Annotated in this window: 13 protein-coding genes and 2 pseudogenes; 12 read left to right on the top strand and 3 right to left on the bottom strand. The window is 59.3% G+C overall.

From position 1 onward, the window contains the following. Nucleotides 1–121 precede the first annotated feature (121 nt). On the top strand, nt 122–1,687 hold the full coding sequence (locus ACEWE8_RS17405; protein ID WP_046786303.1) for an IclR family transcriptional regulator C-terminal domain-containing protein: 1,566 nt from the start codon (nt 122–124) through the stop codon (nt 1,685–1,687). Nucleotides 1,688–1,763: 76 nt separating this feature from the next. Here ACEWE8_RS17405 and ACEWE8_RS17400 read toward each other — a convergent pair whose 3' ends face one another. Then, nucleotides 1,764–2,660: a LysR substrate-binding domain-containing protein gene (locus ACEWE8_RS17400; protein WP_223255112.1), complete on the bottom strand. Its 897-nt coding sequence runs from the start codon at nt 2,658–2,660 to the stop codon at nt 1,764–1,766. Nucleotides 2,661–2,798: 138 nt separating this feature from the next. Between ACEWE8_RS17400 and ACEWE8_RS17395 the strand changes: the two genes are divergently transcribed. The 8 genes from ACEWE8_RS17395 to ACEWE8_RS17360 are packed head-to-tail and all read left to right on the top strand — an operon-like array spanning nt 2,799 to nt 10,387. Then, nucleotides 2,799–3,656 (top strand): transketolase, encoded by an 858-nt coding sequence (locus tag ACEWE8_RS17395; protein ID WP_046786304.1) that lies wholly within the window; start codon nt 2,799–2,801, stop codon nt 3,654–3,656. After that, nucleotides 3,653–4,654 carry a transketolase family protein gene (locus tag ACEWE8_RS17390; protein WP_046786305.1) on the top strand — a complete coding sequence of 334 codons (1,002 nt, stop codon included), beginning with the start codon at nt 3,653–3,655 and terminating at the stop codon, nt 4,652–4,654. Before ACEWE8_RS17395 ends, ACEWE8_RS17390 begins: the two co-directional genes overlap by 4 nt. Nucleotides 4,655–4,712: 58 nt before the next feature. Next, a complete protein-coding gene (locus ACEWE8_RS17385; protein WP_223255113.1) occupies nt 4,713–6,086 on the top strand; it encodes an MFS transporter in 1,374 nt (457 codons plus the stop codon). A 31-nt stretch (nt 6,087–6,117) separates the two neighbouring features. Beyond that, on the top strand, nt 6,118–6,522 hold the full coding sequence (locus ACEWE8_RS17380; RefSeq protein ID WP_052750433.1) for a glucose dehydrogenase: 405 nt from the start codon (nt 6,118–6,120) through the stop codon (nt 6,520–6,522). A gap of 11 nt (nt 6,523–6,533) precedes the next feature. Beyond that, complete coding sequence (locus ACEWE8_RS17375) at nt 6,534–8,564, top strand: pyrroloquinoline quinone-dependent dehydrogenase (protein ID WP_046786307.1); 2,031 nt, start codon at nt 6,534–6,536, stop codon at nt 8,562–8,564. A 59-nt stretch (nt 8,565–8,623) separates the two neighbouring features. After that, nucleotides 8,624–9,376, top strand: coding sequence for an SDR family NAD(P)-dependent oxidoreductase (locus ACEWE8_RS17370; protein ID WP_046786308.1), 753 nt, complete (start codon nt 8,624–8,626; stop codon nt 9,374–9,376). Between the two features lie 42 nt (nt 9,377–9,418). Further along, nucleotides 9,419–10,051, top strand: coding sequence for a glutaredoxin 2 (grxB, locus tag ACEWE8_RS17365; RefSeq protein WP_046786309.1), 633 nt, complete (start codon nt 9,419–9,421; stop codon nt 10,049–10,051). Between the two features lie 39 nt (nt 10,052–10,090). Continuing rightward, entirely contained in the window at nt 10,091–10,387 is a 297-nt protein-coding gene (locus tag ACEWE8_RS17360) for a winged helix-turn-helix domain-containing protein (protein ID WP_052750434.1), read from the top strand. Nucleotides 10,388–10,761: 374 nt separating this feature from the next. Here ACEWE8_RS17360 and ACEWE8_RS17355 read toward each other — a convergent pair whose 3' ends face one another. Further along, nucleotides 10,762–10,995, bottom strand: coding sequence for a PLDc N-terminal domain-containing protein (locus ACEWE8_RS17355; protein ID WP_046786310.1), 234 nt, complete (start codon nt 10,993–10,995; stop codon nt 10,762–10,764). Between the two features lie 190 nt (nt 10,996–11,185). On the opposite strand from ACEWE8_RS17355, the gene ACEWE8_RS17350 reads away from it, so the two are divergent. The 3 genes and pseudogenes from ACEWE8_RS17350 (at nt 11,186) to ACEWE8_RS17340 (ending at nt 12,658) form a co-directional block, all read left to right on the top strand. Beyond that, nucleotides 11,186–11,689 carry a CinA family protein gene (locus tag ACEWE8_RS17350; RefSeq protein WP_046786311.1) on the top strand — a complete coding sequence of 168 codons (504 nt, stop codon included), beginning with the start codon at nt 11,186–11,188 and terminating at the stop codon, nt 11,687–11,689. A gap of 10 nt (nt 11,690–11,699) precedes the next feature. After that, nucleotides 11,700–12,206 (top strand): annotated as a pseudogene (locus ACEWE8_RS17345) (hypothetical protein). An 8-nt stretch (nt 12,207–12,214) separates the two neighbouring features. Next, nucleotides 12,215–12,658 (top strand): annotated as a pseudogene (locus tag ACEWE8_RS17340) (DUF421 domain-containing protein). Between the two features lie 79 nt (nt 12,659–12,737). On the opposite strand, the gene ACEWE8_RS17335 reads toward ACEWE8_RS17340, so the two are convergent. Continuing rightward, nucleotides 12,738–12,956, bottom strand: coding sequence for a hypothetical protein (locus ACEWE8_RS17335; RefSeq protein ID WP_046786312.1), 219 nt, complete (start codon nt 12,954–12,956; stop codon nt 12,738–12,740). Nucleotides 12,957–12,967: the final 11 nt, after the last annotated feature.

Here is a 12,967-nt window from a genome sequence, read left to right as displayed (position 1 = left end):
CCATAATGTGGGAAACATATTCGTGCTAGACCCTGCTGGCATCGATCTTATTAGAGAAAATGGACCGAAAAAGAGCCAGAATGAGCTCCTGTACCCCTGAGTTCCAGATGGTGGGAAAACGATGAAGACAGGTGAAGGAACAGCCGCCTTGGAGAAGGCGCTGGATGTATTGCAGGCCATTGGCGCCAGCGCCAGCGGTATCAGCCAAGCCCAGCTGGGCGAACAGGTACCTCTACCCCGCACGACGCTGTACCGCATCATTGCCACACTCATTGATCGCGGCATGATCCGCCGCGATCCGACCCGAAAGGTGTACCGGCTGGGCTTCAAGTACCTGGAAATGGTGCGCAACGCTTATCTGGAACCTGACCTGGTTTCCTCAGCCAGTGAAGAACTTCGCGCCCTGCGCGACTTGACCGGCGAAACGTCCTACCTAGCCGTGCTCGATGGCAATCAAGTCCTCTCTCTGGAGCGGTGCGACGGCGCCCACACCCAGCGCTCAGCGGCCAGCCTCGGCCAGGGCAAGCCCATCTATTGCACGGGGCAAGGCAAGGCGATCCTTTCGGCGCTGCCCCCTGCGGCGCGCGACGAAATTCTTAAAGGCTTGGTGCTGACTCCGCTGACGCCTTTGACCATAACCGACCGTCGACGACTGTTGGCCGAGTTGCAGATCACCCAAACCCGCGGCTATGCGCTCGACGATGAAGAAATCCGCTTGGGCGTGCGCTGTGTTGCCGCTCCGATCATTGACAAGCAAGGCCATGTGCGTGGCGCACTGAGCGTAGCCGGCCCCGCCTACCGCCTGACATTGGAGCGTTTGAGCCTTCTCGGCCCGGAACTGGCTGAAGCGGCGCGCAGGGTGGGCGAACAGCTGCGGCCCGATCAGGCGCCGCAAGCCGCCACCGAGCTTGGCGTGGTGGCCGCGCCCTGGGCTTTCCATGGTGCCTTCCCGCGCTGGCATGCCGGACAGAAACGTTTGTACTGGGCCGACACCCTCGCTCCGGCGATCCACTGCTGGGACGGGCACACCAGCCGCCTGGTGGCCCGCCTGGACCTTCCGATACGCGGCATGGAGCTGCACCCAGATGGTTTGCTGGTGGCACAAGTCGGTGGCTGGTCATTGATTGATTGGAATGGCCAGGAACATCCTCGACAAGACCTGTTGGGCAGTCGCCTGCTAGCGTTGGCTAGCCACCCTTGCGGTGCACTCTGGGCCTGCGCCAAAACGGGCAATGGCTGCCTGATTGGCGAACTGAGCGCTGAGGGCGAGTTGCGCCATGGTTGGACCGTTGCGGAGCAGGTCAGTGCATTCAGTTGGGACGCTTCAGGGCGTGCTGTGTATGCCTTGGCGCCTGGGTCGGGGAATATCTTGATGCTCAATACCGGGAGTATCAACGTGCGCAGGTTGGCCTCCCTTCCCCGAGGTGGGGGCCGGCTTGGCGGGTTAGCGGTAGACAGTGCGGGCGGGGTCTGGACAACCCAGCTGGATGGCTGGAGCCTTGCCCACTTCGATGCAGACGGTAACCTGGATCGCATGGTTGGGTTAACGGTGCCCACTCCTACAGATCTGTGCATAGGTGGTACTGACGGAAAAACGCTCTACATCACCAGTGCCCGGCACTCGCTGCAGTTGGAGGCATTGGCCAGCGCGCCAGATGCTGGTTGCCTGCTACAGATGCAGCTCTGAACCGCCTGCTGCCCAGCACTACTTCAGCCTGCGCAGGTTTCATATCGATGAAGAAGACTTCGCCTGCCCCTCCTCTTCACTGCACAGCCAACTCCTTGAACAGCCATTGCTTGAACTGAGTCACTGCATGCGGTTGTCGATGCCGCCGAGGGTGCACGAGATAGTGGCCAACGTAGCGGACGCTGTTGCTGACATGACGAAGCGGGCTGACCAGCTGACCGCTGGCCAGCTCCTGCTCAGCTAACAAGTCAGATTCGAGCACCACCCCCAGGCCGCCAGCCGCCGCTGAAATACTCATGGAGCTTCGATCGAACGCCAAGCCGTAGCTTTTCGGTGGCTGCATGCCGTTGGCCGCGAACCAGCCTTTCCATTGCACTGACTGCCCGTCGCTCTGGATCAGGAACAGCGAATACAAGTCCTGCGGTGAACGAAGATGCCTGGCAACCTCAGGGCTGCACAGCGGCGTCAGCTCTTCGATCCGCAGTGGGGTCTTTTCGTGTGACGAAGGCCTGGGCTCGCCGTAAACGATGTCCAGGTCGAAATCATCGTTGTCGAACCGCGCGTAGTCAGTACTGGCGGAGATGCGCAGGTCGATGCCGGGATGACCGTGCAGGAAGCCCGCCAGGCGAGGCACCAACCACTGACTGGCGAACGTCGGGGCAACGTGAAGGCGCAGCGGCACTGCGGGCTCATTGGTCGCAATCGCCAACCCACGGCTCATCTCCTCGAAACCCCGTTGAACATGATCCAGCAGCATGGAGCCCTCAGACGTCAGCGCCGTGTGACGCGTACTGCGGGTGAACAGCGATACCCCTGCTGCAACTTCCAGTTTGCGTATTGCATGGCTGACTGCGCTTGAGGAGAGATCCAGCTCTTTCGCTGCCTCCACGAAAGAGCAGGTACGCCCCGCCGCTTCGAAAACCCTCAGGGCTGAGAGAGGTACCTTTTTAAAGATCTTCATTGATGAATCCAATTCATTGACTGGCGAATTTAAACCTTTTGTCGAGCCTGTATTTTTACATGATCATCTCGGGGTAACTCAATTCGGCTGGTTACTGATGAATTCGCTGCGTCAGTAGCCCCGGATCGCTGGTCACCAATGGAGAATAATATGACCGAGAGTCGCAATGAGCACTTTGCCCGGATGTCGACCCATGCCTGGCGAATCCGACGTTTCGCCCTGCGCATGGGTGAAGTACAGGGCCAAGGCTATGTTGGCCAGGCGCTGGGCTGGGCCGACGTACTGGCTGTTGCCTACTGCCACGCCATGAACATCCGCGCGGACCAACCTGAATGGGAAGGTCGTGACCGTTTCCTGCTTTCCCATGGGCACTACGCGATCGCGCTGTATGCCGCCCTGCTGGAAGCCGGGGTTCTGCCGGAAGATGAGCTGGAAACCTATGGCTGCGACGACAGCCGCTTGCCGATGTCCGGCATGGCCACCTACACACCCGGCATGGAAATTTCTGGCGGCTCCCTCGGCCAGGGGTTGGCCATTGCCGTCGGCCAGGCGCTGGGCCTGCGCTTAAAGGGCAACGCTGCGTTCGTCTACAACTCGATGTCCGATGGCGAACTGGATGAGGGTGCGGTATGGGAGGCGGCCATGTCGGCCTCGCATCACAAGCTGGGCAACCTCATCAACCTGGTGGACATCAACCGCCAGCAAGCGGACGGCCCGTCCCACGACATCCTCCAGTTCGAGCCGCTTATCGACAAATGGGCGGCGTTCGGTTGGCACGTGCAACGTGTCGACGGTAATGACTTGCGGGCCGTGATCTCTGCCTTCGATATCGCACGGGCGGTACCCGGTGATAAACCTCGGGTGATTCTCTTCGACACCCTGATGGGTAAGGGCGTGCCCTTCCTGGAGCAGCGTGACAAGAACCACTTCATCCGGGTCGAGCCCGAAGAGTGGCAGCAAGCACTTGCCAACCTCGACGAGATCTACGCGACCCGGAGCCCACAATGACCAACGCTTGCGCTGCAAAACCGAAACTCACCACCTCGTCCATGATCGCCTCCATCGCCACTGAAGGGCAGCGTACTACCCCTGCCCCGTTCGGCCATGCTTTGGTGAAGGCAGGCCAGAAGAATCCACGCGTCGTGGGCATGACAGCAGATCTTGCCAAATACACTGACATGCATATCTTTGCACAGCGCTACGCGGAGCGCTTCCTGCAGATGGGTATGGCTGAACAGTTGCTCATGGCTGCTGCGGGCGGTATGGCCAAGGAGGGCTTTGTACCCTTCGCCACCACTTATGCGGTGTTTGCCACCCGTCGCGCCTATGACTTCATCCACCAGGTGATCGCAGAAGAAAATCTGAACGTGAAGATCTGCGCGGCCCTGCCGGGGCTCACGACTGGTTATGGCCCAAGTCACCAGGCCACGGAAGACCTGGCGATGATGCGAGCCATTCCTCAGATGATGGTTATTGACCCATGTGATGCGCTGGAAACTGAACAGTGCGTTGCCGCAATAGCCGAGCACGATGGCCCTGTCTACATGCGCCTCCCCCGCGGGCGCGTACCGCTGATCCTCGACGAATACGACTACAAATTTGAGCTCGGCAAAGCCCGCTTGCTACGAGACGGCAATGATGTGCTGATCATTTCCTCGGGCCTTATGACCATGCGTGCCCTTGAAGTCGCTGATGAACTGGTCAAGAGCAAGATCGGCACAGCTGTCCTGCACGTGCCGACAATCAAGCCACTCGATGTCCAGGCCATCATTGAACAATGCCGTCGTGAAGGCAGGTTGGTGGTGATTGCGGAAAACCACACGCAGATTGGCGGCCTGGGTGAAGCCATCGCCATGACCTTGCTGCAAGCCCGGGTGCAACCGGAAGTTCGCCATGTGGCGCTGCCAGATCAGTTCCTAGATGCCGGGGCGTTGCCGACGCTGCATGACCGCTACGGCATCTCCAAAGACGTCATGGTTGCAAACATTCAGCGTTGGCTGGCCTGACGGCACGCTCGTGTAGTGCGACCCCCGCTCACTTCGCGATAGACGCTGCCCGAGTGAAGTGAGTGGCCCTTCGAGCTGGAAACCACTCTTTTCTTCCCTGGATCGTCCCAATAACTACAAGGTGATGGCGATGCAAAAAGACAACCATTTTCTTAAGAAAAAACGCGTATGGATCTACGCGTTTCTCTTCACTTTGACATTGATCAACTATGTCGACCGCGTTTCGCTCTCGGTGGCGTCCAAAGTTCTCAAGGAAGAATTCGATATCTCGCCGGTCGCGATGGGCTATCTGTTCTCGTCCTTCGTCTGGCTGTACTTTCTTGCACTCATTCCCATGGGGTATCTCGTAGGCAGGTTCGGCCCGAAAAAGGTCAATGGCTACGGCATCGGCGTCTGGTCGGTGGCCACAGCCTGCACGGCATTGTCGACGGGTTTCATCTCGTTGCTCAGTTGCCGGCTCATCATGGGTATGGGCGAAGCGACTACCTACCCCGCTGGCGCCCGGGTCATTCGTGAATGGATGCCGCTCAATGAACGTGGTTTGGCCACCGCTGTATTCCATAGCGGTAGCCTGGTCGGCCCTGCCATCGGCGCCATCGGTTTTGGCTGGTTGATCAGTGCCTTCGGATGGCGCATCGCCTTCGTCGTTGCCGGTGCATTGGGCTTCATCTGGTTGGCGGCTTGGTTGAAATGGTACAGCCACCCGTCAAAAGCGCCTTGGTTGGACGATGTCGAGCGCGCTGAAATCGCCGAGGGTGGCACGCGATCCGCTGATGGTCCGGAAAAATCGGTATCGCTGGGCCTCAAGGGCTTAGCCCGTTCGAGCAGCATGTGGGCAATCGCGCTCTCGCACGGCTGTGCCGTCTACGCGACCTACTTCTTTCTCACCTGGCTGCCGAGCTACCTGCAGGCCGAGAAAGGCCTGACGGTTATGTCGAGTGGCCTTTATACCGCCATCCCATACCTGGGCGCGGCCATCCTTGCCATCGTCATTGGCCGCCTGAGTGACAAGGCCATGCGCCCCGGCGCTGCCGAGACGGGCCAACGCCGCCTGGTAGTGGCCAGCGTGTTGCTCGCATCCTCGGTGATCTTCCTGGCACCGGCAATCGACAGCACCTGGGCCATTCTTTTTGTGATCACGCTGTCATTGGCGACGTGCGCATCGGCGATCTCGTTGAACCTCTCACTGGTGAACGATCTGGTGCGCTCGGAAGACGATGTTGGCACCGCCGCGGGCTTCATCACTGCCGTCGGCAATCTTTTTGGCCTGCTGGCTCCGATCGTGACCGGCTACGTGGTGGCGGGTTCGGGGAGCTTTGCCCTGGCTTTCGTAGTGGTAGGCGCGCTGTTGGTTGTTGGCGCCGTCTTGTCGATGTTCTGTACCCGTCGCCCGATCGGGATAGCCACGCCTGGTCGACAGGCCATGGCTTGAATTACTTGTAAATGAAGGAAGCAGTAGCGTCATGAATCAACGTAGTAGCGTGTCCCCCAGCAAGCTCCAGGCGCAGCCTGACTTACGTACCGGCAGTAAATGGCGCCTGGCAATTGCTCTGCTGGCGTTGACCCTTGGAGTATTTGGCCTGGCTCTGTTCGGGGGTGGGGTCTGGCTGATCGCGCTAGGTGGCAGCTGGTATTACGGCCTGACAGGTGCAGGTTGTGTACTGAGCGCCATCCTTATATGGCGTCAACGCCGCAGCGCCCTTTACCTGTTTGCTCTCATATGGGTATTGACGGTGATCTGGGCGCTTTGGGAAGTCGGCCTCAACTGGTGGGGCCTGGTGCCACGCCTGGTGGCCATGACCGTCATCCTGTTTTTGATCCTGATCGTATCTCCGGCGCTACGCCGCACTACCCGCACTGCTGCGTAACGAGGTTAGTAATGTTCACATCCGTCAAATACGGGGGCGCCCTCGCCCTCGCGATTTCTTGCGCGCTCCAGATGCAGTTCGCGAAGGCTCAGGAAATTCCCCAGGTCGGAAGCGACTGGCCATTCTACGGGGGCGATCATAACGCCCAGCGCTTCAGCCCCCTCAAGCAGATCACTCCAGAGAACGTCGGTCGCCTGGAGCGTGCGTTCGTGTACCACACCCGGGATCTACCGAATCCTGGGAGCCGTTATTCTCCTGAAACTACGCCAGTTAAGATCGGCAACGATCTGCTGATGTGCTCTGCCAAAAACATCCTGATTTCGATCAATGCGGCAACCGGCAAAGAGAATTGGCGTCACGATCCGGGCGTACCGGATCAGGCCATTCCTCACGCGGCAGCCTGCCGGGGCGTGGCGGTGTATACCGCACCGCAGCTACCCGAAACAGCGCAGTGCCGCAGCCGAGTGGTTGAAGCCACCCTGGATGCCCGGCTGGTAGCAGTCGACCTCGGCACCGGTGAGCCCTGCAAGGACTTTGGCCAGAACGGCACTGTCGATCTCTGGGAAGGTTTGGGCAAAAAGGTTCCTGGCTGGTACGCGGTGACCGCGCCGCCGACCATCGTGAACGGTGTTGTGGTCACCGGCGCGCAGATCCGTGATGGTCAGGATGAGGATGCTCCATCGGGCGTGATTCGTGGCTACGATGCGGTCACCGGCAAAATGGCTTGGGCGTGGGACCTGGGTAACCCGGACAATGTCCATGGCCCTGCCGAAGGCAGCACTTACACCCGCGGCACGCCGAACATGTGGACGGCGGCGGTGGGCGATGAGCAGCTCGGTTATGTCTATCTGCCGATCAGCAACTCCTCGATCGATTATTACGGCTCCAACCGCAGTGAGGCCGAGAACAAATATTCGACCTCGCTGGTGGCCGTGGACGTGAAGACCGGCAAGGACGTCTGGCACTTCCAGACCATCCGGCACGATGTGTGGGATTACGATCTGGGCAGCCAGCCGACGATGCTTGATTACCCGGGCAAAGACGGTAAGCCGGTACCCGCAGTGTTGCTGCCGACCAAGCAAGGTGACATCTACATCCTGGATCGTGCCACCGGCGAGCCGCTGATTCCGATCGGTGAGGTCAAGGCGCCTAAAGGGGGATCGGTGGAGCCGGCGTTTTTGGCTGATACCCAGCCTACCTCCGAATGGCACACCCTGCGCAAGGCACCGAAAACAGAAGCGGACATGTGGGGCTTCTCGCCGCTTGACCAACTGATGTGCCGTATCCAGTTCCGCCAGGCCAACTACGAGGGCTACCTGACCCCACCGTCAGTGGATCGTCCCTGGATTCAGTACCCCGGCTACAACGGGGGGTCGGATTGGGGGTCGGTAGCCATTGACCCGGTACGCCGACTGCTGATTGCCAACTACAACGACATTCCTAACCTGAACCAGCTGATACCGCGCGAGCAGGCCGACAAGATGGGGCTCAAACCCATCTACGCGCCGAAGCCCGATGAAACCGCCTTGAACAAAGCAGGCAGCAAGTCGGGCAAAGGTGAAGGCGGTGCTTCGACCTACCCGCAAGTCAACGCCCCATACGCGATCAGCGTGAATGCGGGTTGGCGCAACTGGGGTACCGGCGTCCCATGCTCGGCACCGCCCTATGGTGGAATCCGCGCAATCAGCCTCGACACAGGCAAGACCGTTTGGGACGAGCCGCTGGGTACCGCGCGCCGCAACGGGCCATTCGGCATCCCATCGCATTTGCCGCTGAACATCGGCTTGCCGAACAACGGCGGAACTGTGGTGACTGCGGGTGGATTGACGTTCGTCGGGGCGGCAACCGATAACCTGTTCCGTGCCATTGATACTACGACCGGTGAGGTGCTGTGGGAGGACGTGCTGACGGTGGGTGCCCAGGCAAACCCGATTTCCTATGAAGTCGACGGTGAGCAGTATGTCCTTGTCTCTGCTTCCGGGCATGCCTTCATGGAAACCGGAACCAGCGACGAAATCATCGCATACAAGCTGCGCAAGTAATCGCCATGGCGGGGCCTGTTCAGGCCCCGCTTCGCCAAAATCGTTAAAGGAGATTGAACATGGATTTAGGCTTGCTGGGTAAGCGGGTGCTGGTCAGCGGCGCCTCCCGAGGCATTGGCCGAGCTATCGTGAAGTTGTTTCTCGAGGAAGGCGCCCAAGTGGCATTCTGTGCTCGGGGGCAAACAGGCGTTCAGAGCGCGCAGCTCGAGTTTAGCGAGCGCGCTTGGGGCACTGCGGTGGATGTTACCCAGCCCGAGCATGTTCGGGCCTGGGTCAATGAAGCAGCGCAGCATATGGGCGGGCTGGATATCGTCGTGCCCAACGTCAGTGCTTTGGCTGGGGGTGATGACCTGGTGACCTGGCGGCGAGCCTTCGACACCGACCTGTTGGGCAGTGCAACGATGGTCAAAGCCGCCCTGCCCGCTCTTCGTCAATCACAAGCGGCAGCGGTCGTACTGATCTCGAGCGTCTCGGGCCGCGAGGTCGATATGTTCGCAGAACCCTATGGCGTTCTGAAGGCAGCCTTGCTTCACTACGGCAAGACCCTCTCGGTGCGCCATGCCCATGAGGGCATCCGCGTTAACTCCGTTTCTCCAGGCAATGTGTATTTCCCGGAAGGCGTGTGGGGAGATATCGAACGAGAACAACCCGATACCTTCGCCAAATGCCTGGCCGAAAACCCGATGGGGCGTATGGCTACTCCGGAAGAGGTCGCTAAAGCGGTGGTGTTCCTGGCCAGTCCCGCGGCAAGTTTCACAACCGGTACCAACCTTCTGGTCGATGGCGGCCTGACGCGCTCAGTGCAGTTCTGAGTGCCCGCCTCGGTATTGGCTCTAGGAGCGAGGATCGACGTGATGAAACTTTATATCTACGAACACTGCCCCTTCTGTACGCGCGCCCGCATGATCGTTGGGTTCAAGCGTCTTCCGGTAAGGCTTGAAGTCATCATGGAGGGTGATGCTCAGACACCTACCCGCCTGATCGGCAAGAAAGCCGTGCCGATCCTGCAGAAGGAGGATGGCAGTCACATCGGCGAGAGCCTGGACATTGTTCGGTATCTGGACGGCATCGGCCCACCCGCCCTGGTCGCACCCCAAGATCGCGCACTCGACGCATGGGTCAAGGAAGCTTGGCCGACAGCGCTCAAACTTTTTATTCCACGGTTCGTAAACGGGCAGTTTGCGGAGATCGCCACGCCAACCGCGAGGGAAGCTTACCGCCGGCGGGAAGAGCAAGCCTTCGGTGACTTGGAGGTGCTACGGGAGCAAACGCCGAAACTGGCCGCTGAAATGCAACCCCTGCTTGATGCCCTGGCGCCATTGGTAGCAGATAGAGCGACACTTGGAATCAACGATATTACCCTCTGGCCAGTGTTGCGATCGCTGTCCATCGTCCAACAGATAGCATTTCCGGCACAGGTGCTCGGTTACATGCAGCGGCTGAGTGCGTCATGTAATGTTCCCCTGCTGTTCGGGCAAGAAGCGTGATTTGCCGATGGTCTGCCAATCTTTACGGCGCCAGCTAAGATGCTGACGGTGGACGTCAGCCGCCGTGTGGTGAGCTTCAATCAGCTTCACTTCCCCGTCAAAGCTACGCCCAGCCGGATTTTGACATTGCTCTTGCGCAACCAAGGGCATGTCGTGAGCAGACCGACGATTTACAGAGAAATCTGGGGGTACCAGTTCGATCCTGGTACCAAGATCATCGACGTACAGATTTGCTATCTGAGAAAGCTGCTGAAGACATTGGACGCGCCGGTCGAGATCAAAACCCTTCGGGGCAAAGGCCTTTGCCTGCAGGTGACTGTAAGAAGAGCAGCGTGACAGTGGTGTTTGGCGTGCCGGATGAGGTTTTCAGTGATTTGGTCGCCTCATCTTCAGCTGCCCTGTAAACCGAGCCGTTGTTTATCGGGCATCACATTGCGGGGACTTTTCTTTCACTTAAATTTCACGGGGCTCGAGCGAACCTAAAGCTACCCCTATGTGTGATAGACCTTGCCCGCCTAGCAGCGGGCTTTCTTTTGTGCGCAAATTACCATCCGCTCAAGCCATTCTTCCACTGAACTGCCTGCATCTTACGATGGCCGTCTTGAGTAGCTCTAAGCGCTCGGCAGTTTCTACCCAGCGGGTAGTGAAATGCGAGTGCACTTCGTTACGTGAAAAATCGAAGTACCTGGATGAGTTTGGAATGCTTGGTGCTATCCCTTGCTGTGTTCAGGTGAGGATGGCCCCGTACCGCGCTTGATGCCCCGCGGCCCAAGTACACCCCAGATAGCCAGGCCGATAATTGGCAGCGCCAGCAGCAGCAACGCCCACATTGCCTTCGTCACATCGGGCTTGTCGCTACGAAACACGCTGACGATCGCCCATAGATCAACCAGCAGGATGATCGCCGCCACAGCAATCCAGAAATATGTCACAGGCTCAGTCATGATCGCCTCTCCTCTGCTTGGGGAACAGGCCGCACCGTCTTCGCGTACATCACAGCCCTTACTCAAAAGAAGCCATCGCGTGTGGCAAAGTTCAGACGATGTTGAGCGGTCGGGATAAGCGGAGGCCATCGGCAATGAACCAACATCGCATCCAGCACGTCCACCGAAAAACAGCAACGAGAGCTGCGCAATGGCTACCGCTCCCCTGTCCGAAACGCTTGAATACCTCAAGTCGCACAAATTGCTGCTGACTACCGCCGAATCCTGTACGGCTGGCACGATGATCGCCCTGCTGGCCACGTTACCGGGGACCGGAGAGGTGCTGGAAAGCGGCTATGTAGTCTACTCACCCAGTGCCAAGCAGCGCCTGCTCGGCGTGAGCCCGAAAACCATCGAGCGCTACGGATTGACCAGCGAAGCGGTCGCTCGGGAAATGGCCTTGGGCGCGCTCGGGCACAGCGACGCGACCGTTGCTATCGCCACCACCGGCATCAGCGGGCCGGAACCTCATGACGGTATCGCGCCTGGCACCCTTTGTTTCGCCTGGGCATTTGCGGGTGAGCCATTGGCGGTGTTCACCCGCAGCCAACGGTTTTTTGGTGAGCGCGCCGATGTCATGCGTGAGGGGGCGCTCTACGGGTTGACGCGTCTGGCGCATTATCACCAGCGCTGGCTTCGCGGTGAGCGCGCGTGAGGGCACCACCATGAACGACGATGAGCGCGTTTCCAGGCGTCATCCCGTCGAGGAAGACATGCCTATGCAGCAACGCGTGTGGCGCTTCGAACGGGTCGGCTGGTATGCGCTGGTGTTGATCGTGCTGATGGCGCTTGCGGGGCTGTTCGGCAATGGCCCGCTCAGTGATGCCCAACTCGTGAGTACAGATGGGCGAGTGGCAGTGGCGTATCAGCGGCTCAGCCGCAGCGGTACATCTGAAAACGTGCGCATCACTGTTCACGGGATTGCCGGGCAGCCGGTGATGATACTGCTCGGGGGCGACTTGCTGCGCGAAGCGAGTATCGAAATGCTGCAACCACAACCGCAGAAGTCGCTCTCGCACGGCGAGTCGCTGCTGCTGCAGTTGGGCACCAGCAAGGATGGAGTGGCCACGCTCTAGCTCACCTTGCGCAGCGAACACGTCGGCCCCCTTGAAGGGATCGTCAGCGCCGGCCCGCAAAGCGCGGTGCATTTCTCTACCTTCCTTTATCCGTAGGAGCGACCATGGACTCCATTCTTCGCGCGGCAGGCATGTACCTCGCTCTGATGTTGCTGTTTCGCGTGGCGGGCCGGCGTTCACTGGCGGACTTGACCACATTTGACTTCGTGTTGCTGCTGATAATTGGCGAAGCGACTCAGCAGGCTTTACTGGGCGATGACTTCTCCTTCACCAACGCCATGCTGGTCATCGCCACCTTGATCGCGCTAGATGTCGGCTTGTCGCTGGCCAAGCTCAATTCCAAACGGCTGGCGCGACTGCTAGACGGGCACGCTACGCTGGTGGTCGAACAAGGACGCTTTCTTCATCACCGCATGCGCAAAGCGCGGCTGACAGAAGACGACATACTTGAGTCTGCTCGCGACAGCCAGGGTATATAAACTGTAGCCAAGATCAAATTTGCCATCGTCGAACGCAACGGCAAGATTTCGATAATCCCTCAGGACTGACCGGGCCGCAGCAGATACTCCAGCAGGCGTGCTGGTGCACGCGCTGATGCCTGGGCCTGCTGCGGGAAGCTGGTTCGGTTCAAGGCTGTTGGTAATGGCCCGGCGACGTGCCGGGCTCATGGTCATGCTCCAGGCGCTGTACCTGCACATCAGAGAACGAAGACGCTTCGTTGCGATGAAGCCCCTGCAGGTACTCACGGGCGGCCTCCCTGCTCAGGTCTTCTTCGTCGCTGCGACACTCGCAAGTGCCAGGCTGGTTGTCGAGGATATAGCTGATCAAATAAAGGTACTTGGCCATCGCTTCAATTC

Origin of the sequence: Pseudomonas sp. TR47, assembly GCF_044143025.1 — a bacterium.
GTDB classification, from domain to species: Bacteria; Pseudomonadota; Gammaproteobacteria; order Pseudomonadales; family Pseudomonadaceae; genus Aquipseudomonas; species Aquipseudomonas putida_E.
Note: the sequence above shows the minus strand (reverse complement) of the source record. Positions and strands in the feature narration are given on the sequence as shown.

Coding starts and splice junctions, on each gene's coding strand:
- ACEWE8_RS17360 (WP_052750434.1), top strand. CDS start 10,091: ATGCTGACGGTGGACGTCAGCCGCCGTGTGGTGAGCTTCAATCAGCTT.
- ACEWE8_RS17350 (WP_046786311.1), top strand. CDS start 11,186: ATGGCTACCGCTCCCCTGTCCGAAACGCTTGAATACCTCAAGTCGCAC.
- ACEWE8_RS17395 (WP_046786304.1), top strand. CDS start 2,799: ATGACCGAGAGTCGCAATGAGCACTTTGCCCGGATGTCGACCCATGCC.
- grxB (WP_046786309.1), top strand. CDS start 9,419: ATGAAACTTTATATCTACGAACACTGCCCCTTCTGTACGCGCGCCCGC.
- ACEWE8_RS17370 (WP_046786308.1), top strand. CDS start 8,624: ATGGATTTAGGCTTGCTGGGTAAGCGGGTGCTGGTCAGCGGCGCCTCC.
- ACEWE8_RS17405 (WP_046786303.1), top strand. CDS start 122: ATGAAGACAGGTGAAGGAACAGCCGCCTTGGAGAAGGCGCTGGATGTA.
- ACEWE8_RS17355 (WP_046786310.1), bottom strand. CDS start 10,995: ATGACTGAGCCTGTGACATATTTCTGGATTGCTGTGGCGGCGATCATC.
- ACEWE8_RS17390 (WP_046786305.1), top strand. CDS start 3,653: ATGACCAACGCTTGCGCTGCAAAACCGAAACTCACCACCTCGTCCATG.
- ACEWE8_RS17335 (WP_046786312.1), bottom strand. CDS start 12,956: ATGGCCAAGTACCTTTATTTGATCAGCTATATCCTCGACAACCAGCCT.
- ACEWE8_RS17380 (WP_052750433.1), top strand. CDS start 6,118: ATGAATCAACGTAGTAGCGTGTCCCCCAGCAAGCTCCAGGCGCAGCCT.
- ACEWE8_RS17375 (WP_046786307.1), top strand. CDS start 6,534: ATGTTCACATCCGTCAAATACGGGGGCGCCCTCGCCCTCGCGATTTCT.